This is a genomic window from Mumia sp. Pv4-285 (assembly GCF_041320275.1).
GTDB classification, from domain to species: Bacteria; Actinomycetota; Actinomycetes; order Propionibacteriales; family Nocardioidaceae; genus Mumia; species Mumia qirimensis.
Map to the genome: position 1 here is coordinate 2,238,625 of NZ_CP162023.1, position 19,949 is coordinate 2,258,573.

Annotated in this window: 17 protein-coding genes; 12 read left to right on the plus strand and 5 right to left on the minus strand. The window is 72.0% G+C overall.

The genetic code is table 11. The features are described 5' to 3' along the window. The first annotated feature begins 39 nt into the window (after positions 1–39). Both AB3M34_RS10780 and AB3M34_RS10785 read left to right on the plus strand, forming a co-directional pair. Positions 40–1,440 (plus strand): aldehyde dehydrogenase family protein, encoded by a 1,401-nt coding sequence (locus tag AB3M34_RS10780; RefSeq protein ID WP_370619760.1) that lies wholly within the window; start codon positions 40–42, stop codon positions 1,438–1,440. Between the two features lie 66 nt (positions 1,441–1,506). After that, complete coding sequence (locus tag AB3M34_RS10785; RefSeq protein ID WP_370619762.1) at positions 1,507–2,670, plus strand: peptidoglycan DD-metalloendopeptidase family protein; 1,164 nt, start codon at positions 1,507–1,509, stop codon at positions 2,668–2,670. Positions 2,671–2,675: 5 nt separating this feature from the next. Here the strand turns inward: AB3M34_RS10785 and AB3M34_RS10790 are convergent, their stop codons facing one another. After that, positions 2,676–4,004, minus strand: coding sequence for an APC family permease (locus AB3M34_RS10790; RefSeq protein ID WP_370619764.1), 1,329 nt, complete (start codon positions 4,002–4,004; stop codon positions 2,676–2,678). A 120-nt stretch (positions 4,005–4,124) separates the two neighbouring features. Here AB3M34_RS10790 and AB3M34_RS10795 point away from each other — a divergent pair, with 120 nt between their 5' ends. The 3 genes from AB3M34_RS10795 to AB3M34_RS10805 all read left to right on the plus strand — a co-directional run bounded on the left by AB3M34_RS10795 (position 4,125) and on the right by AB3M34_RS10805 (position 7,688). Beyond that, positions 4,125–4,949, plus strand: a complete 825-nt coding sequence (locus AB3M34_RS10795) for a glycoside hydrolase family 16 protein (protein ID WP_370619765.1) — start codon at positions 4,125–4,127, stop codon at positions 4,947–4,949. Beyond that, positions 4,946–6,103, plus strand: a complete 1,158-nt coding sequence (locus AB3M34_RS10800; protein ID WP_370619767.1) for a MalY/PatB family protein — start codon at positions 4,946–4,948, stop codon at positions 6,101–6,103. Before AB3M34_RS10795 ends, AB3M34_RS10800 begins: the two co-directional genes overlap by 4 nt. Before the next feature lie 94 nt (positions 6,104–6,197). Further along, a complete protein-coding gene (locus tag AB3M34_RS10805; RefSeq protein ID WP_370619769.1) occupies positions 6,198–7,688 on the plus strand; it encodes an HNH endonuclease in 1,491 nt (496 codons plus the stop codon). 22 nt (positions 7,689–7,710) lie between these two features. Here the strand turns inward: AB3M34_RS10805 and AB3M34_RS10810 are convergent, their stop codons facing one another. Together AB3M34_RS10810 and AB3M34_RS10815 are read right to left on the minus strand one after the other, a co-directional pair. Beyond that, positions 7,711–8,097 carry a DUF1304 domain-containing protein gene (locus tag AB3M34_RS10810; protein ID WP_370619771.1) on the minus strand — a complete coding sequence of 129 codons (387 nt, stop codon included), beginning with the start codon at positions 8,095–8,097 and terminating at the stop codon, positions 7,711–7,713. A 91-nt stretch (positions 8,098–8,188) separates the two neighbouring features. Continuing rightward, complete coding sequence (locus AB3M34_RS10815) at positions 8,189–9,235, minus strand: NAD(P)-dependent alcohol dehydrogenase (protein ID WP_370619772.1); 1,047 nt, start codon at positions 9,233–9,235, stop codon at positions 8,189–8,191. Positions 9,236–9,345: 110 nt separating this feature from the next. Here AB3M34_RS10815 and AB3M34_RS10820 point away from each other — a divergent pair, with 110 nt between their 5' ends. Next, positions 9,346–10,020, plus strand: a complete 675-nt coding sequence (locus AB3M34_RS10820) for a hypothetical protein (protein ID WP_370619774.1) — start codon at positions 9,346–9,348, stop codon at positions 10,018–10,020. Between the two features lie 50 nt (positions 10,021–10,070). On the opposite strand, the gene AB3M34_RS10825 is transcribed toward AB3M34_RS10820, so the two are convergent. Beyond that, a complete protein-coding gene (locus tag AB3M34_RS10825; protein ID WP_370619776.1) occupies positions 10,071–10,937 on the minus strand; it encodes an amidohydrolase family protein in 867 nt (288 codons plus the stop codon). 1 nt (position 10,938) lies between these two features. Then, positions 10,939–11,814, minus strand: coding sequence for a tryptophan 2,3-dioxygenase (gene kynA, locus AB3M34_RS10830; protein ID WP_370619778.1), 876 nt, complete (start codon positions 11,812–11,814; stop codon positions 10,939–10,941). A 135-nt stretch (positions 11,815–11,949) separates the two neighbouring features. On the opposite strand from kynA, the gene AB3M34_RS10835 reads away from it, so the two are divergent. From AB3M34_RS10835 to AB3M34_RS10860, 6 genes are read left to right on the plus strand one after another with little or no spacing between them, the layout of a single operon-like run. Next, positions 11,950–13,434 carry a pyridoxal phosphate-dependent decarboxylase family protein gene (locus tag AB3M34_RS10835; protein ID WP_370619779.1) on the plus strand — a complete coding sequence of 495 codons (1,485 nt, stop codon included), beginning with the start codon at positions 11,950–11,952 and terminating at the stop codon, positions 13,432–13,434. Continuing rightward, positions 13,431–14,753, plus strand: a complete 1,323-nt coding sequence (locus AB3M34_RS10840; protein ID WP_370619780.1) for a lysine N(6)-hydroxylase/L-ornithine N(5)-oxygenase family protein — start codon at positions 13,431–13,433, stop codon at positions 14,751–14,753. Before AB3M34_RS10835 ends, AB3M34_RS10840 begins: the two co-directional genes overlap by 4 nt. Further along, positions 14,750–15,331, plus strand: a complete 582-nt coding sequence (locus AB3M34_RS10845) for a GNAT family N-acetyltransferase (protein WP_370619782.1) — start codon at positions 14,750–14,752, stop codon at positions 15,329–15,331. The genes AB3M34_RS10840 and AB3M34_RS10845 overlap by 4 nt, the downstream gene beginning before the upstream one ends. Beyond that, complete coding sequence (locus AB3M34_RS10850; RefSeq protein ID WP_370619784.1) at positions 15,328–17,169, plus strand: IucA/IucC family protein; 1,842 nt, start codon at positions 15,328–15,330, stop codon at positions 17,167–17,169. The genes AB3M34_RS10845 and AB3M34_RS10850 overlap by 4 nt, the downstream gene beginning before the upstream one ends. Next, a complete protein-coding gene (locus AB3M34_RS10855) occupies positions 17,166–19,262 on the plus strand; it encodes a penicillin acylase family protein (RefSeq protein WP_370619786.1) in 2,097 nt (698 codons plus the stop codon). The genes AB3M34_RS10850 and AB3M34_RS10855 overlap by 4 nt, the downstream gene beginning before the upstream one ends. Continuing rightward, a complete protein-coding gene (locus tag AB3M34_RS10860; protein WP_370619788.1) occupies positions 19,259–19,894 on the plus strand; it encodes a GNAT family N-acetyltransferase in 636 nt (211 codons plus the stop codon). Before AB3M34_RS10855 ends, AB3M34_RS10860 begins: the two co-directional genes overlap by 4 nt. Positions 19,895–19,949: the final 55 nt, after the last annotated feature.

The window sequence follows — 19,949 nt, forward strand, 5'->3', positions numbered from 1 at the left end:
ACGGGTCTCACGACCTGTCCTCGACCGCCGGAGGCCGCTGTGCCCGAGCCCGACGCGTACGACCCCGACGTCCTGACCGTCCTCGACCCGGCTGACGGGTCGGTCGTGGGGCGGCTTGACTGCGCTTCCACCGCGGAGGTCGAGACGGCCGTGGAGACGGCCGCGAAGGCCGCCGTCGACTGGGCGCGTACGGCGCCGGGCGAGCGTGCCGCGCGCGTCGCCGACGCGGCGGCCCGGATCGAGGTCGCCGCAGCGGACCTGGCCCTTCTCACGACGCGGGAGATGGGCAAGCCGCTGGACGACGCCCGCGGCGGGGTCGACGCGGGCGTCGGGACCCTGCGCCAGTACGCCGAGCTCGGGCCGCTGCACCGTGGCAGGTCCCTGCAGGGCGGGTGGGACGCGACCGACCTGATGGTTCCGCAGCCCCGCGGCGTCGTCGCGGCGATCACGCCGTGGAACGATCCGGTGGCCGTGCCGTGCGGGCTGCTCGGAGCAGCGCTCGTCACGGGCAGCACCGTGGTCTTCAAGCCGTCCGAGCGGACGCCGCACACCGGGGTCGAGCTGGCGAGGCTGATGGCGGAGGTCCTGCCCGCGGGCGTGCTGCAGGTGCTCGTCGGCGACGGTCGTACCGGGGCCGCGCTCGCCGCGTCTCCGCAGGTGGACCTCGTCGCGCACGTCGGGTCGACCGCGACCGGTCGGGCGATCGCGGAGGCGGCAGCACGGACCGGGGCGAAGGTGATCCTCGAGAACGGCGGCAACGACCCCCTGATCGTCGACGCCGGAGTCGATCCGGTGTGGGCCGCGGAGCAGGCGGCCCTCGGTGCGTTCGCGAACGCTGGGCAGATCTGCACGTCGGTCGAGCGGGTGTACGTGGTCGAGGCGGTCGCCGACGCTTTCCTCGACGCGCTCGTCGAGCGGGCCGAGGGGCTCACCGTCGGTCCAGGGACGGAGCCGAGCACCGACCTCGGGCCGCTGGTGGACGAGCGCATGCGGCGGACCGTGCACGAGCAGGTCGAGGGCGCCGTGGCCGACGGGGCACGCCTGCTCGCCGGCGGTGCGGTGCCCGAGGGCCCGGGGACGTTCTACCCGGCGACCGTGCTGACCGACTGCACGGATGCGATGACCGTGATGCGTGAGGAGACCTTCGGGCCGGTGGCGCCGGTACGCGTCGTCCCGGACTTCGCCACGGCTCTGACGGCCGCGGCGGCGGGTCCGTACGGGCTGGCCGCGGTCGTGCTCACCGCCGACATGGCACACGCCCAGCGCGCCTGGCGCGAGCTCCCGGTGGGGACGGTGAAGATCAACGCCGCCTTCGGGGGCGCGCCGGGCGGGGCTGCACAGCCGAGGGGCGCGAGCGGGTCGGGCTTCGGGTACGGGCCCGAGCTCCTCGACGAGATGACGACCACGAAGGTCGTGCACGTCGGGACGCCGCGGGTCTGAGGCGGTCCGTCTGCGGGTGGCCGGTCGTCCGGTGGCCGTGACGCCGCCGTGGCGTAGGTTGCTGGGATGCGACGTGCGTCCGTGCCGCTCCTCGCGAGCGCGATCCTGGTGCTCTCAGCCTGCGCGGCTCCCGCGCAGGACGACGGCGCGCCGCCCTCGGACTCGCGGCCCACGAGCGGGTCCCCATCGCCTCCGGTGCCCGCTCGGACCAGCGCGACGCCGACTGTCGAGGCCGCGCCGACCGCGGTCGGCGCCGGCGTGCTCGCTCTCCGGGCGACCGAGCGCGCGACCGACCGTTCGTGCGGTCCGCAGGACGTCACGGTCGCGCTCACCCCGATCGAGCCTGCCCTCGGTCACCGCTACTCGCGCGCATCGGTGCGCAACGTGTCTCAGGCCGCCTGCACCCTCGACGGATACCCCGGCTTCGGCGGCCAGGGTCAGAGCGGCGACCCGCTCGACCTCGCGGCCGAGCAACGTCAGCGGACGGGGGAGGACGCCGCAGCCGCCGTCGTCACCCTGCGGCCCGCGGCGGAGGCGTACGCGAACGTGGAGTGGGCCGGTCAGCTGGCCGGGGCGGAGACCGAGCGCATCACCGCGCTCGCGCTCCAGCTGGCACGCGGCCAGCGGCCGGTGGTGGTCCGCACGGCCGAGTCGCTCGACATCGGCAACGGGACGACGGTCCGCGTCGGCCCGTGGCAGGCGGGCCGAGCAGGGCGTGCCGCGCCGGCCTGCGAGGTGGGGCCGCGTCGGACCGCGTCCGGCGTCAAGCGCTTCTGGACGAAGGACAAGCGCTGCTACACGTCGCGGTGGTTCGCGGGCGCGCACCGGCGGATGATCCCGTACGGCTGTACCCGCGCGCCTTGGTACGCGCCGTCGTCCCGCTGCACCGGGGGGCGGGGGTTCCACCACGGCCTCGACCTCGACATGGCGAAGGGGACACCCGTGTACGCCGGTGTGGCCGGCCGCATCGTGACGCGCAGGATCGGGACGGCCTACGGCAGCCGTGCGGTGATCATCCGTTCGCGTGGCCGCGACATCCTGCTCGGACACCTGCGTTCACGAGCGGTCAAGCACGGCCAGCGGGTCCGCAGGGGCGACCTGGTCGGACGCAGCGGCGCGCGCGGAGCACCGGACGGGCCGCACCTGCACGTCGAGGTTCGGCCCGCACGCGGGTCGTACCGGTCGGCGTTCAACCCCCGTCGCATCCTGAGGTTGTCCGTCGCGCGGTAGGCCCGTCAGCGGTCGTCCTCCGAGGGCGACGCGCCCGTCGACCGCGCCACCAGGTGCAGGCCGACGCCGACGATGAGCAGTCCAGCGCCGTACAACCACACCTGCCACGACTGCTGCGAGAGCAGGAGGACGCAGGACAGGACACCCAGGACCGGGACGAACGTCCACACCCGGAAGTGGTCGTGCTCCACGGCGTCGCGACGCAGGACGAGCACGGCGACGTTGGTGCTGATGAAGACGAGCAGGAGGAGCAGGACGACGGTCTCGGCGAGCGTGCCGAGGTCGCCGACCAGGGTGAGCGCCATCGCGACGAGCGTGGTGGCCAGGATCGCCGCCCACGGGGTGCGTCGGTTCGGGAGGACCGCCCCGAGCGGCGACGGCAGCAGGCCGCGCTCCGCCATGCCGTACGTCAGACGGCTGGCCATGATCATCGTCAGCAGCGCCCCGTTGGCGACGGCCACCAGCGCGATCGCGCTGAAGAGCTCGTCGGGGATGCCGAGGTCGGTCGCGTCGACGACAGCGGTCAAGGGCCCGGTCGACGCCACCAGCTCCGAAGGCGGGAGGGCGATCGCGCTCGCCAGCCCGACGGCGACGTAGACGAGGCCCGCCACCACCAGGGCACCGAAGAGCGCGCGGGGATAGACCCGTGACGGGTCACGGATCTCCTCGGCGATGTTCGCCGAGGTCTCGAACCCGACGAACGAGTAGTAGGCGATAATCGCGGCACTCAGGGTTGCCGTTGCCGGGGTCGCGCCGTCCGGGAACTCGGTCACCCGCCCGACGTCACCGCGTCCGTCGCCGACCATGATCGCGACGGCGACCACCACCAGCACGAGGCCGCTCACCTCGATCACGGTCATCACGAGGTTGGTGCCCATGGACTCGCGGATCCCGCGCGCGTTCAGGGCGCCCACCGCGGCGAGGAAGACGATGGCGGCGACGGTGGTCGGGACGTCGACGAAGGTCCCGAGGTAGTCGCCGGAGAACGCGAGCGCGAGCCCGGCTGCGCTCGTCACGCCCGCGGCCAGCATGCAGAATCCGACGAGGAAGGCGAGCAGCGGCGACCCGAACGCGCGCTCCGCGTAGATCGCGGCACCGCCGGCGCGGGGGTACTTGGTGACGAGCTCGGCGTACGAACCGGCCGTCAGCAGCGCGAGCAGGAGCGCGACGAGCAGGGGCAGCCACACGACGCCGCCGACGTCGGCGGCGAGCTCGCCGATCAGCGCGTAGATCCCGGCGCCGAGGACGTCACCGAGGATGAAGGCGAAGAGAAGGGGTCCGGTGATCCGGCGATCGAGTCGGGTCTCGGTCGAAGTGAGGTCAGGGGACGACATTTTCCGACCTTCTCAGAGCAGCACCGCGCGCGCCGATGGCGAGCGCGCGCGGTGGCAGAGGGGAGGCGCTCACCCTCACGTGCTCTGCGCCGTGTGCGGAATCGGTCGATGCTGAACGCCATGGGGCACGACGCAGGACGCGGGCATCGACGCGACTTCCTCGAGGACTTCGGTGGGACCGACCTCGACCCGGCGGTCTGGGTCGCCAGCTACCTGCCGGCGTGGAGCTCGCGGGCGGCGTCGGCGGCGACGTACGAGGTGGCCGACGGCGCCCTGACGCTCGAGATCCCGCCGCAGCATCCGCTGTGGTGCCCTGACCTGCACGACGAGCCGCTCCGCGTGTCGGCGGTGCAGTCGGGCAGCTGGTCGGGACCGGTCGGGAGCACGCGGGGACAGCAGCCGTTCCGAGAGGGGCTCGTCGTGCGGGAGGAGCAGCCGGTGCTCGCGGGGTTCACTCCGACGTACGGCCGCGCCGAGGTCACCTGCCGGGCAGAGATCGGCACCCGGTCGATGTTCTCGGCGTGGCTGGTGGGGATCGAGCACGAGCCCGAGCGCTGCGGCGAGATCTGCCTCGTCGAGGTCTTCGGCGACGTGGTGACCGAGGCTGCGGACGGGCGTCCGGTGGTCGCGTACGGGTCAGGGATCCACGCGTTCCGGGATCCCGGTCTGGTGGAGGAGTTCGGGACGGATCCGGTGACGCTCGACGTCACGGTGGACCACACGTACGGGGTCGACTGGCGGCCCGGAGCGGTCGACTTCCTCCTGGACGGGGCGGTGGTCCGGCAGGTGTCGCAGGCGCCTGACTACCCGATGCAGCTGATCCTGGGCGTCTTCGACTTCCCGGGCCGGGCGAGCCCGGCGGAGCAGGACGGGGCAGTGCCGCCGACGCCGCGGCTGGTCGTCGAGCGCGTCGTCGGGCGTCCGTACGAAGATGGTCGGCGATGAGCATCAAGAATCCCCTCGAGCAGCTGACCCTCGACGAGCTGCGCACCCGCAGCAGCGAGAAGTGGCGCGCGTACCCGCCCGACGTCCTCCCCACCTTCGTCGCCGAGATGGACGTCGCGCTCGCGGAACCGGTCGTCCGCGCGCTCACCGACGCGGTCCGGCGCGGAGACACCGGCTATCCGAGCGGCACGGCGTACGCCGAGGCGCTGGCCGGCTTCGCCTCTCGGAGGTGGGGCTGGGACGGTGTCGACGTCGGCCGGTCGACGATGGCTGCCGACGTGATGACCGGCCTGTCCGAGGTGATCACGCTGGTGACCGAGCCGGGTTCGGTGGTCGTCGTGAACCCTCCCGTCTACCCGCCGTTCTACGCGTTCGTCCGCAAGACCGGCAGGCAGGTCGTCGAGGCACCGCTGGGGGACGACGGGCGGCTCGACACGGAGCAGCTCGGCGCGGCGTTCGAGCGCGCGGCTGCGACGGGCAAGCCGGTGGCTCTCCTGCTCTGCAACCCGCAGAACCCCACGGGAGTCGCCCACACGGCGGACGAGCTCGCGTCGGTCGCACGCCTGGCGACCGAGCACGGTGTCCGAGTGGTCGTCGACGAGATCCACGCGCCCGTCGTGCTCGACGGGGCGACGTTCACCCCGTACCTGTCCGTGAGCGGGAGCGCAGACGCGTTCGCGGTGATGTCGGCCTCGAAGGCGTGGAACCTTGCCGGCATGAAGGCCGCCGTGGTGCTCGCGGGCCGGGACGCGGCGAAGGACCTGGCTCGGATGCCGCAGACCGTGCTCCACGGCGTGAGCCAGCTCGGCGTCGTCGGCCACAGCGCTGCCCTGCGGGAGGGCGACGAGTGGCTCGACGCCGTCCTTGCAGGGCTTGCTGCGAACCGCGACCACCTCGCGGCGGAGCTCGATCGCCGCCTCCCGGCCGTACGCCTGCAGCGCCCCGAGGCGACCTATCTCGCGTGGCTCGACTGTCGGGGGCTGGATCTCGGTGACGATCCGGCGCGGCCGTTCCTGGAGCGCGGCAGGGTGGCCGTCGGTTCGGGGCTTCCGTTCGGCGCCGGGGGAGCGGGTCACGTGCGGCTCACGGTGGCGACGTCGAGGGCGATCCTGTCGGAGATCGTCGAGCGGATGGCGGTCGGCGCCGACTCCTGACGGAGTTCGTCCACAGACTGTGGTTCCAGGCGACGTCCACAGGGCCGTGGCACGTCTTCTCCGCGCTGTCCGTCGCCCACGAGACCATGGACACATGTTCGATTCAGGCCGGTACGCCGCGCTGGGCGAGGCGTTCGACGCCGTAGCGGCGATGCCCGTGGGGCTCGCTGACAGCGCGCAGACGCGCGCTGCGCTGCGCGACCTGCAGTCGATCTCCGACCGGGTCGAGGGCCTCCGCGCGAGCCTCCTGGACCACATGGACGCGAGCGGCGCCTTCGCGGACGAGGGTGCGTCGTCGACGCTCTCGTGGGCTCGGCGCGAGCTGCGGCTGAGCGACGCGACCACCAAGCGGCTTCGTGCGGCCGGGCACACGATGCGCACGCTGCCGGGAGTCGGCGACGCCATGCTCGCCGGGGAGATCCGGTTGGAGCACGTCGCCCACCTGACCAGCGGCTTGCGACGCATCGACCCGGCCGTCTTCGCCGACGCGACCGAGCACATCCTGCTGCCACTGGCGAAGCAGGCCGCACCGAGCGATCTCGCCCAGGCGATCGATCGCCTCGACGAGGTGACGCACCCCGAGAAGCTCGACGAGGCGTGGAAGCGAGGCATGGACAAGCGCGACGTCCAGGTCAGCCGCGCCGGCGACGGCTACCACCTGGCTGGATTCGTCGACGTCGTGCTCGGTGCGAAGCTGAAGGCGTTCTTGGTGGCAGCCTCCGCGCCTCGCGGGCCGTCCGGGTGCGAGGGTGAGGGCGACGGCCCTGACGTCGGGGCGGGTGGCGGAGACGGCGATCGTCACGGTGCCGCACGAAGGGACGAGCGCTCCCCGTCGCAGCGCCGCACCGATGCGCTCCACGACCTCATGGACGCTGTCATCGCCGACGGGCTCCGCGGCGACAAGGGTTTTCGTCCGCAGCTGCACGTGACGGTCGACGCCGAGTGGCTCGCACGACAGCCCGGCGCAGCGCCGCCGACGCTCTCGGGCTTCGGACCGATCGGACCCGATCTGTACGCGTTCCTCGCCTGCGGCGGTGACCACACCGCCATCCTCACCGGGGGCACCACCGACGGACCGACGCCGTATGCCGCAGTGCTCAGCGTCGGACGGACACGGCGGCTGGCCACCCGCACGCAACGGACCGCCGTTCGGGTGCGGCAAGGCGGGTTCTGCGCCAATCCCGGATGCCGCAACACGCACGTCGAGCTGCACCACGTCGCGTGGTGGAAGCGGGACGGCGGACGCACCGATCTCGACAACCTCGCCGGCCTCTGCCGGGCGTGCCACATGGCCGTTCACGCGGGTCGGCTGCACGTCGAGCCCGATGGACGCGGCGGCTTCGTGTTCCGTCGGACGCTGGGGTCGTCGCGGCGCGTGATCGAGGACCGCGAGCGGCGTCAGCGTCGGCGTCTCCGCGACTACCTGCGAGGCCTGAGCGCGGCGCGCGACGGTGCCGTGCGTGTCGGTGTCGTGGAGCGACCCGCAGCTGCGATGGTCGTCGGCCCGCACTCGGTGGGTTACGGTGCGCCGACGGGCACGCTCGAACGCCACCGCGACCGGCACACGACCTCGCCCCGGACGTGACTCGCCCGACGGGCCTCCAGGCTCACGAGGGGATCGAGAGTGCCAGGAACACCACGGCCAGCAGGGGCGCCGTGCCCTGAGCGATCCCCGCACGCAGCCGTCCCGGTGAACGCACGACCAGGACGACTGCGGCCGCAAGCATCGATCCGCACCCGGCGAACACGAGCGCCCTTCCGGCTGCTGTCTGGTCGGCCCCGATGAGCACGAGCCCGATGACGGTGACGATCGCCAGGAACAGGTTGTAGAAGCCCTGGTTGTACGCCATCTCCCGGGTCGCAGCAGCCTCCTCGGCGCTCATCTGGAACGTACGGCGGGTGCTCGGCTGCTCCCACCGGATCGACTCCATCACGAAGATCCACACGTGCAGGGCGGAGGCGAGCGCCGCGAAGACGACAGCGAGGACGGTCATGTCTGCATGATCCTCCTCCGGCAGGACTCCGGCCGGGTCGCGGTGGCTCAGGCGGGGATCGCGACGGCCTCAGCCGTGGGTCGAGACGGCCTCAGCCCGGAATCGTTGCCGTGTCGATGACGAACCGGTAGCGGACGTCCGACGCGACGACCCGCTCGTACGCCTTGTCGACGTCGTCGGCGGTGATCGTCTCGATCTCGGCACCGATCCCGTGCGCGGCGCAGAAGTCGAGCATCTCCTGGGTCTCGCGGATGCCGCCGATGTTCGAACCGGCGAGGCTGCGACGGCCACCGATCAGCGAGAAGACGGCGAACGACTGCTTGTTCTCTGGGGCTCCGACGAAGACCATCGTGCCGTCGAGCTTCAGGGTGCGGAGGTACGCATCGACCGGCAGGTCGGCGGAGACGGTGTTGATGATGAGGTCGAACGATCCGCGCAGGCGGCGCAGGGTGTCGCGGTCACCGGTCTCGTAGTGGGCGGCACCGAAGCGGAGCCCGTCGTCCTTCTTCGAGAGCGTGTGGCTGATGACCGTCACCTCGGCGCCGAGAGCGTTTGCGATCTTCACGCCCAGGTGGCCGAGGCCGCCCATGCCCACGACGGCCACCTTCTTGCCGGGGCCCGCTCCCCAGTGCTTGAGCGGCGAGTAGGTCGTGATGCCGGCGCACAGCAGCGGCGCAGCGATGTCGAGCGGGATGCCTTCGGGGATGCCGAGGACGTAGTTCTCGTCGACGACGATCTGGGTCGAGTATCCGCCGTACGTCGGAGTGTCGTCGGCGTACCGGCCGTTGTACGTCGCCACGTTGCCGCGCTCGCAGAACTGCTCCTCGCCGGCCCGGCAGTTCGCGCACTCGCGGCACGAGTCGACGAAGCACCCGACTCCGACCCGGTCTCCGACCGCGTACCGGCTGACGTCGCCGCCGACCGCGCTGACCACGCCGGCGATCTCGTGCCCCGGCACCATCGGGAAGATCGCGGTGCCCCACTCCTCGCGCGCCTGGTGGATGTCCGAGTGGCAGATCCCGGCGAAGGCGATGTCGATCAGGACGTCGTGGGCTCCGAGGTCACGGCGCTCGATCGTCGCGCGCTCGAAGGCGGCGCCTGCGGATGCGGTGACCAGGGCGGGGACGGTGATGCTCATCGGCTCTCCTCGGCAATGTGGGTGGGACTCGCCGAGTCTTACAGATGCGCGGTGGCCGCTCCGAGGCGTACCCGCCGTGTCACTCCGCTGGCGTGGGGTACCCACGGGGAGTGAAGACGTTCCCCTCCGCCCTCTCGGTCCCCGCGAGCGTGGCGGGCGCTGGGCTCGCCGGTGCCGCGTTCGGTCTGGCAGCCGCGCTCCGCCGGTTCGGCACCAAGCCCCTGCACCCGCGAGGAGTCGTCGTCGAAGCGACGCTGACACGCCACGGGGTGCAGAGCGGTCACCCCAGCAGCGGGGTCGAGTGGATCGACGAGCCCGGACGCGACCAGGTGCTCGTCCGCATGTCTCGTGCGGTCGGACTCCCTTCGGCGTGGCCGGACGTCCATGGGCTCGCCCTGCGTGTGCCGATGGACGGGGACGCGTACGCCGACGTCCTGCTCGCCTCGACCGGATGGCGAGGTCTCAGCAGGTTCGTCCTGACCGCGAGCCGCAGGTCGACGAGTCGACCCATGACGACCTTGCTGCCGTACCGGAGCAGCAGCGGTCCTCTGCTGATCGGTGCCGAGACCATGGATCGAGGTACGCGACTCCGGTTGTCGTGGGCGACCCGCCTCGGTCCCTGGCAGCCGTTCGCGGTGCTCGAGCTCTCCTCGACGGAGGGGCCTGACCCGGCCATGACGTTCGACCCGGTCCTTCACCCCCTGCCCGGCCTCGAGAACTACGCGTGGGTCCGTCGCCTCCGGGAGCCGGCCTACGCCACAGCCCGCGCCTCCCGGTCGGACTGACCGCCGTCGACGCAGCCCTCGCGGTCGCCGATCGGCGCTGAGCCCGCACGTCAGCGCCTGCGCCCGACCTCGGCCGCCGCGAGCCAGGCGGGGAGGCCCTCCTCAGTCTCCGGCGGCGGAGCGGTGAGCCGGGTGGCGATCCCGTCCGGGTGCAGGGTGGCGGGCCAGGGATCCGCGAGCGCGGAGACGATGGCGTCCCGATCGAGACCGGCGCGCACCATCGCGGCGATCTCTCGAGAGTTGACGCCGAGCGGGAGATCGCCGTTGCCGAGGTCGGTGCCGTACAGCGCGCGGCCGCCGGCTGCGTGGTAGCGAGCCAGGTTGTCGATGGCGACCTCTTGGGAGGCTTCGTGCCGGTGGATGTCCAGGGTGGTGATCCAGCGCTGACCGAGCGCGGCCGCCTCGTGGACGAGGGCGTCGTCGAGCCGTTCGGTCCACGGCGTGTGGGCGAGGACGTCGACTCCGGCGTCGGTCGCGACGGCAGCAGCGCCGGTGCCTTCGACGTGCGCGACGACGGGAACGTCGTGCTCGCGTGCGGCGTCCACGACGGCGGCGAGCGCCGCTCTGTCGGGTACTGGTCCGGCGTCTGAGTTGAGCGTCACCTTGATGGCGGATGCGCCGATCGCGACCTGCTCGGCCACCGCCTCGCCCGCGTCGGCGGGGGATCGAAGCTCGCGCACCGCACCCTCGGGGCACCACGCGCGCCCGAGCGGGTACCCGTCAGGTGCCGCGAGGAACGCTCCCGCGAACCGGACGTACGGGGCGTCTCGGTCGGCCCCGCGCGCCGCCCTCGCGATGCTCGTCGGATTGCCACCCAGGTCGACGACCCCCGCCAGCCCGCCGCCGCGGAGGCGCGCCTCGTCGATGAGCTGGAGATGGACGTGGTGGTCGACGAACGGAGGCAGCCAGGTCGGCACGCTACGCGCCGATCTCGGTCCGGACGGCGAAGAGCTCGGGGAAGAACGTCAGGTCGAGGGCCCGCTGGAGGAACGGCACACCGCTCGACCCGCCGGTGCCTCGCTTGGTGCCGATGATGCGCGAGACCGTCTTGAGGTGTCGGAAACGCCAGAGCTGGAAGTTGTCCTCCAGGTCGACGAGCTCCTCGCACGTCTCGTACGCCTCCCAGTTCGCCTCGGCGTCGGCGTAGATGGCGGTGAGGACCGGCACGAGGTCCTCGCGGAAGGTCCAGGCCCGGGTGACGTCGCGTTCGACGACGTCGGGGGGTACGGGGTAGCCGGCGCGTGCGAGGTAGCGGAGGAACTCGTCGTACAGGCTCGGCGCCTCGAGGACCTCGCGCAGGATCTCGCGGTGTGCAGGCTCGGCGTCGAAGACCTTGAGGATCGCGGCGTTCTTGTTGCCGAGGACGAACTCGACCGCACGGTACTGGTACGACTGGAAGCCGCTCGCGCTGCCGAGCACGCCGCGGAACTGTGCGTACTCGGTCGGCGTCAGCGTGGCGAGGACCGACCACTGCTCGGCCAGGGTCCGCTGCACGTGCTTGACCCGCGCGATGCGCTTGAGAGCGGGGCCGAGCTCGTCGGCGCGTAGGTGCCGGCACGCGCTCTCGAGCTCGTGCAGGACGAGCTTGAGCCACAGCTCCGTCGTCTGGTGCTGGACGATGAACAGCAGCTCGTCGTGATGCTCGGGGCGGCTGATCGGCCGCTGCGCCGAGAGCAGGGTGTCCAGATCGAGGTATCCGCCGTAGCTCATCCGGTCGTGGAAGTCGGTGACGACGCCGTCTTCGACCGCCCGGGTGTTGTCCTGCACGCCGCGCGGCGTCTCTGGATGGCTCACACCATCACCGTAGCGATGTGATGCGCGACACGGTTGACGCCGGCGGCAGGTACGTTAACTTAGGCAAGCCAAGCCTAAGTAAATGCCAACTCGCGCGGCAAACCGTCGTCGTACGAACCTGCTCCAGGAGCCCGCATGAACCTATCGCCCCTGCTGACCAACAGCACCGCGGACGACTACGCGCGAACCGTCCACGCCGTGGTGGACCGGCTCGCCGCCCAGGTCCGTTCGTGTGCGGCACCGTTCTCGGGGGAGTCGCGGGACCTGCTCGAGCGGCGGGTGGCGTCGGTCGACCTCGACGGTGCACCACTCGGCACCGACGCTGCGCTCGTGGAGATCGACACGATGTTCGTCGAGGACGCCGTCTGGTTCCACCACCCGGCGTACGCCGCGCACCTCAACTGCCCGGTCGCCATCCCGGCTGTCGCGGCGGAGGCCGTGCTGGCCGCGGTGAACACCTCCGTCGACACGTACGACCAGTCGACGGTCGGCACCTACATGGAGCGCCACCTCATCAGGTGGACTGCCGGCCGGATCGGGTTCGACGGGGGAGCGGGCGTGTTCACGTCCGGGGGGACGCAGTCCAACCTCCATGCGCTCTTCCTCGCCCGCGAGCACGCGCTCGCCGTGCACGGATCCGGGATCCTCGCCGGCGCCGAGCGCAGCTCGCTCCAGGAACGGATGCTCGTCCTCGCGACGGAGCACAGCCACTTCAGCGTCCAGAAGTCGGCGCTCCTGCTCGGGCTCGGTGAGGACGCTGTCATCTGCGTGCCCACCGACAGCGACGGGCGGATGGACCCGAGCGGTCTTCGGCTGACGCTGGACGTGATCGAGCGGACCGGCCGGATCCCGATGGCCGTCGTCGCCACCGCGGGCACGACGGACCGGGGGTGCATCGACCCACTCGGAGCGGTTGCCGACGCCTGCGAGCGATCGGTGACGTGGCTGCACGTCGACGCCGCGTACGGGGGAGGACTGCTCGTCTCACCGACCCGCCGCCACCTCCTGGACGGCATCGAGCGCGCGGCCTCCGTCACGATCGACTTCCACAAGAGCTTCTTCCAGCCCGTCTCGTCCAGCGCGATCATCGTCCGCAACCCCGCCGACCTCGCGCGTACGGGCTGGCACGCCGACTACCTCAACCCCGACGACGCGGACGAGCCGAACCAGGTCGACACGTCGCTGCAGACCACCCGTCGGTTCGACGCGCTCAAGCTCTGGACGACGCTGCGGGCGCTCGGAGCCGACCGGGTCGGAGCGATGTTCGACCGCGTCCTCGATCTCACCGCCGCCGTCCACCGGATCGTCGAGGAGGATCCTGACCTGCACCTGCTTGCCAGGACGGACCTCAGCACCGTCCTCTTCCGCTACCAGCCCGACGACATGGCCGACGCGGAGGCGGATCGGCTGGTGCCTGTCATCCGTGCCGCCATGCTCGCGTCGGGCCGCGCCCTGCTCGCCAAGACGGTCGTCCGCGGTCGGCCGTGCCTCAAGCTGACCCTCCTGAACCCGGACACCACCGTCCACGACGTGCGCGGCGTCCTCGCGATCGCGAAGACCACAGGAGCGACGCACGCACGACCGGGGCACGCCCTCGCGACGACGGTGGTGACGCGGTGACGTACGACCTCATCGGGATCGGCATCGGTCCGTTCAACCTCGGCCTCGCCTGCCTTGCGGATCCGCTCGACGACGTGGACGCGCTCTTCCTCGACGAGTCGCCCGAGTTCCGGTGGCATCCCGGGATGATGCTCGAGGGCGCGACGATCCAGGTGCCGTTCCTCGCCGACCTCGTCACGCTGGCGGACCCGACGTCACGGTTCTCGTTCCTCAGCTTCCTGAAGCAGACGGGCCGGCTCTACCCGTTCTACATCCGGGAGAGCTTCTACCCGCTGCGCGCGGAGTACGACGCCTACTGCCGCTGGGCGGCCGACCAGCTCGGATCGTTGCGCTGGGGCCGGCGTGTCGTCGCGGTCGAGCACCACGAGGCCGACGACTCGTACGTCGTGCGTGCGCGCACCGATGACGGGTCCATCGAGACGTACCGTACGAGGCACGTCGTCCTCGGCACCGGCACACGGCCGACCCTCCCGGACGCGGCGCGCGGTCTCGACGGACCGTGGCTGCACAGCGCCGACTACCTCACGCACCGCGACGCTCTGTGCCGCGCGGAGTCGGTCACGATCGTCGGCAGCGGGCAGTCCGCCGCGGAGATCTACCGGGACCTGCTCGAGGGCGTCCACGACCACGCGTACCGGCTCGACTGGGTCACGCGGTCGCCGCGGTTCTTCCCCATGGAGTACACGAAGCTGACGCTCGAGATGACGTCGCCGGAGTACACCGACCACTTCCACGCCCTGCCGCTCGAGCTGCGCCAGCTGCTCGGCCGCGAGCAGCGGGGCCTCTACAAGGGGATCAGCGGCGACCTGGTCGACGACATCTACGACACGCTCTACCGCAAGAGCGCGACCGCTCCGGTCCCGACGACGCTGCTGACCGACACCGCGCTCGTCGACGCACGCTGGGACGGCAGCGAGTTCGTGCTGCGGCTGCGCCACGACCAGCTCGGCGAGGAGTACGAGCGGCGGACGGAGCGGCTGGTCCTGGCTACCGGGTACGCCGCCGCTGTGCCGCAGTGCCTCGATCCGGTCCGGCACCTGCTCGCGTTCGACGAGCTGGGGCGGTTCGCGGTGGGACGGGACTACGCCGTCGACGGTGACCGGAGGCGGGTCTTCGTCCAGAACGGCGAGGAGCACACGCACGGCCTGACGGCGCCCGACCTCGGGTTCGGGGCGTGGCGCAGCTCGACGATCCTGGCAGCGGTCACCGGCCGCGAGGTCTACCCGGTCGAGCGCCGGATCGCGTTCCAGGAGTTCGGTGTTCCGGCCGGCGCCTCGACGCTCCCCGCACGCTCGCGAGAAGGGGTGGGTCTGCGATGAGCGGGCGTACGACCGCACGTCACGCGGCGTTCACGGACGCCGTCCACATCGTGATCGAGCCGGTGGAGGCATCGCGCGACACGGCGGTGGTCCACCGCTGGTTCAGCGACCCGCATGCCGCGTTCTGGCAGCTGGGCGACCTCGACGTCAGTGCGGTGGAGGAGTACTTGGACGGGGTCACCGCCGACCCGCACCAGGACGCCTGGTTGGGGAGCGTCGACGGTCGACCGACCTTCCTGGTCGAGACGTACGACCCGGCGCACGTCCTCCTGACCGACGTCCACGACGCCCTCCCCGGTGACCTCGGGATGCACCTGCTCGTGTCGTCGCCGGTCGGGCGTCCTCGCCGCGGTCTGACAGGCGCGGTGATGGCGTCGGTGATGCGGCTCTGCTTCGAGCAGCTCGGAGCCGCCCGGGTGATCGTCGAGCCCGACGTCCGCAACGCCCCGATCGCGCGCAAGAACGCCGACGCCGGGTTCCGGGTCCTCCGCGACGTCCGGCTGGGCGACAAGGTGGCACGCCTCTCGGTCTGCACCCCTGCCGACTTCGCCCGCAGCACGCTCGGAGGACGACGATGAACCAGGACGCCCCGCACCTCAACCCTCGCGCGATGGAGAGGGCCCAGCGCCACCTCGTCGCGAAGGCCCTCGCCGAGTTCGCCCACGAGCGCCTGCTCGCTCCTGTCGCTGCGGGCGACGGGTACGAGGTCCGCCTCGCGGACGGCGGGGTCGTCTACCGGTTCCGAGCCGAACGCCTCGCGCTGGAGCACTGGGTGATCGACGAAGCCACGCTCGCCCGGACGGTCGACGACGAGCCCAGGATGCTCGACGCCGCCGAGCTGATCCTCGAGCTCCAGCCGTTGCTCGACATCGCGGACGACCTCCTGGCCACCTACCTCGAGGAGATCGCCGCGACGCTCGCCGCCGGCGCCTACAAGCAGCACCAGCGTGGGCCCAGCGCGTCCACGCTCCTGGGGGCCGGGTTCCAGACCGTCGAAGCGGCCATGACCGAGGGGCACCCCGGGTTCGTCGCCAACAACGGGCGGATCGGATTCGGCCTCGACGCCTATCGCCGGTACGCCCCCGAGGCCGGAAGGCCGTTCTCGCTCCTCTGGCTGGCAGCGCGCAAGGAGGTCGCGCACCTGTCGCTCGGCGACGGCCTCGACGAGGACAGCCTGTACGAGGGAGAGCTCGACGCGAGCGAACGCGTCCGCTTCACCGACCGGCTGCTCGACCTCGGCCTCGACCCCGCGGCGTACCGCCTGCTGCCCGTCCACCCGTGGCAGTGGGACACCCGGATCTCCGTCACGTTCGCCCCGGACGTCGCACGGCGCGACCTCGTGCCGCTCGGGCCCGGTGCCGACGCGTACCAGGCGCAGCAGTCCATCCGGACGATGTTCAACCGGTCGCGACCGGACCGCCACTACGTGAAGACCGCTCTCGCGATCCAGAACATGGGCTTCCTGCGCGGCCTGTCGCCCGCCTACATGCGTGCCACGCCGGCGATCAACGACTGGGTCGCGGACCTCGTCGGTCTGGATCCGACTCTGACCGAGTGCCGCTTCTCGGTGCTGAGGGAGCGCGCCTCCATCGGGTACACCGGCGACGTCTACCACCGGACCCCGACAGCGTCGGCGCACCGCAAGATGGTCGCCGCGCTCTGGCGCGAGAGCCCCGTGGGACGTGTCGGCCCAGGGGAGCGGCTCGCCACGATGGCGTCCCTGCTGCACCGCGACGCCGAGGGGCGGGCGTACGCGAGCGCTCTCGTCCGAGCCTCGGGACTGTCCCCGCAGGAGTGGCTCGCCGCCTACCTCGACGCCTACCTGCGGCCCGTCGTGCACTGCCTCCTCGCTCACGACCTGGCGTTCATGCCGCACGGCGAGAACGTCATCCTCGTCCTCGGGGACCACGTGCCGCGCCGGGCGGTCATGAAGGACATCGGGGAGGAGGTCGTCCTGCTGCGCGACAGGACGCTGCCCGACGGCGTCGGGCGGATCGTCCAGCCGGTCGACGACACCGAGAAGGCGCTCGCCGTGTTCACCGACGTGTTCGACGGGGTCCTGCGGCACCTCGCCGGGATCCTGCACGTCGACGGCGTGCTGGGTGAGGGGGAGTTCTGGACCGCGGTCGCCGCGTGCGTCGACCGCCACGCCGCGGACCATCCCGACCTCGACCCGCAGGTCGACCTGCGGGCAGACCGCTTCGCCCACTCGTGCCTCAACCGGCTCCAGCTGCGCAACACTCTCCAGATGGTCGATCTCTCGAGCCAGTCGAGCTCCCTCATCTACGCCGGGACGCTCGCCAACCCGATCGCGCGCACCGCGATCGCGCGCACCGCGATCGCGCCCACCATGACCGAACCCGGCGTGATCGGGCCAAGCACGTTCCAACCCGCCGCGTCCCCGGTGCGACCATGACGGCACACCTCTTCCGCGACGCGTACGGCGTGCCCCACGTGCGTGCCGACACCTGGCTTGAGGTCGCGGAGGCGCAGGGCAGGGTGACAGCGCTCGATCGCGGGAGCCAGATCCAGGTCGAGCACTGGAGGACCGAGGGTCGGTTGGCCGAGCACATCGGCTCGGACGGGGTCCCGTGGGACCGGTTCGCCCGCGCCGCCAGGCTCGCCGACACCGCACGGCAGGCGTTCGACGCGCTCGGCGACGACGACCGGCAGTGGGTCGGCGCGTACGTCGCCGGAGTGAACGCGGTCCTGCCCAGAGTCGACTGGCCGGACTGGGCGCCGCTCGGCATCCTGCACGTCGCACACGTCCTGTTCTCCGACCTGCCGACGCTGCTGTGGCGCGAGCACGTCCACCGGACGCTCGGTCCGGTGCTCGGCGACGCGGCCATCGACCTCTTCCACCACGACTCCGGCGGATCCGGGAGCAACGCGTGGGCGCTGCACGGAAGCCGCACCCGCACCGGCAGTCCGTTGCTCGCCGGTGATCCGCACCGCGTCATCGAGATCCCCGGCGTCTACCAGCAGGTACGGCTCGCCGGACCGGACGGCGACGTCCTCGGGCTGGCGTTCCCCGGCGTGCCGGGCATCGCGCACTTCGGTCACGCCGGCTCCGTCGCCTGGGGGATCACGAATGCGATGGCGCACCACGTCGACGTGTTCCGCGAGCGCCTGCGCGGGACGGACGACGGCGAGGTCGAGGCGTACGGCCCGTCCGGCTGGGAGGTGGCGACGGCCGGCCGCGAGCAGATCCTGGTCCGCGGCGGAACCGCCGTCGGCACCGCCTGGGTGGAGACCGTACGAGGTGTCGTCGTCGCGGGACTCGAGGACCTGCCGGCACCCGGCACCGAGACGATCGCGTACGCGGCGCGGTTGCCCGCACGGGTCTGCTCCGACGTCGGCATCGCGTCGCTGCGCTCGCTGCTCCGTGTGCGGGCCGCCGAGGACGTGATCGCGGCTTTCGACGGATGGGTCGACCCGGTCAACCGGCTGCTCGTGGCGGACCGCGACGGGGTCGTGCTGAGCCGGACCGTCGGCCGGGTGCCCGCGAGCGGCGGGGCTGCACGCCGGCTCCCTCGCGACGCCTGGACGGCGGAGCCCGAGACTTCCGCCTGGCAGTCGATGCCGCCCGCGCGTGACGTCCGAGATCGCCGCGTCGACGCGAACGAGCGACCGGGGGAGGCGGCCGTCGCCTTCGGCGACGCCTACGCTGCGCCGTACCGAGCCTCGCGCATCCGGACCCTGCTCGGCGAGCTGCTCGACGAGCGGAGCACCCTCGACGTCGCCGACATGGCGGGCGTCCACGGCGACACGCTGTCACTGGGTGCTGACGCGCTGCTGCAGCACCTTCCCGGCCCCGCGGAAGAGCGCCCCACGGACGCGGCGCACGCGTTCGCGGCACGCCTACGGGCGTGGAACCGACGCATGGACGCCGACAGCACCGAGGCCGCGCTCTTCGCCGCGTGGCGTGCCGCGATGGTCGACCGGCTCGCCGCCCACCCGTCCCTCGCGCCGCTTCACGCGCCGCACGGGATGGGTGCGGTGTACGAACCGTGGTGCGACGTCCGCGCGCGGGTCGGCGACGGCATCCTCACCCTGCTCGCCACCGACGGCCCGGCCCGCGGGCTGGGGATCGACGTGCGGTCCGTGGCCCTGGACGCGCTCGAGGAGGTGGCGGCGACGGAGGGCGTAGGTACGGAGCGCGCGCCGCGGTGGGGGGAGCGCCACACGCTGGACCCGGTACGGGTGCTGGCCGGCGTCCCCGGTGCCGCCTTCGCCGCCCTCCCACGTGCTGGCCTCTCCGGAGACAGCGACACCGTGCGGTCGACCGCCACCACGCCCGGCGTGACCGACCTCTGCTGGCGAGGCTCCGTCGCGCGCTGGATCTGGGACCTGTCGGAGCGCGACCGGAGCCGCTGGGGCGTCCCCTTCGGTGCCGCGGGCGATCCCGCCAGCCCGCACGCGACCGACCAGCACGCGGCCTGGTTGCAGGCCGCGACCGTACCCGTCGTCACCGCCTGGGACGACCTCACCGAGGACACGCTGCCATGACCGCGAGCCTTCAGGACCGCCTGCGCACCGGACCACCGGGGACGGTGCTCCAGCACGAGGAGATCCCCGGGTTCGGGACCGTCACGGTCCGGGTCCTCGACCCGGACGGTGACCTGGAGACGGTCCACCGATGGGTGTCGCAACCGCGGGCGCGGTTCTGGGGCCTCGCGCAGCTGCCAGCCGGCGAGCTGCGGGACCTCTATGCGTACGTCGACGGCCTGGAGACCCACCATGCGTTCCTCGTGTGCCGCGACGACGTCCCGTTCGCGCTGCTGCAGACCTACGCGCCGGAGCACGACCCGGTGGGGGAGTGCTACGACCCCCGACCCGGCGACGTCGGGCTCCACTTCTTCCTCGGCGAGCGGGTCGGCACGAGGGAGGTGCAGTGGGCGGTCCTGGTGCGCACGCTCGTCGCCTTCGTCCTCGGTGCTCCGGCCGCACGGCGGATCGTCGTGGAGCCGGACGTGGGCAACGAGCGCGCCGCCGCGATGCTCGAGGGGCTCGGGTTCGAGCTCGGACCCGAGATCACGATGCCGGACAAGACCGCTCGGCTCGCCTTCCTGGACTCCGAGCGGGCGAAGAGCCTGACCGATGCCGTGTGTCGGGTGCTCGAAGTGCCTGTGGACCACTAGGCTCTCGACCGCATCATCACAACGGATCCCGCCGGAGCAGGTGCACCGGCGCGGC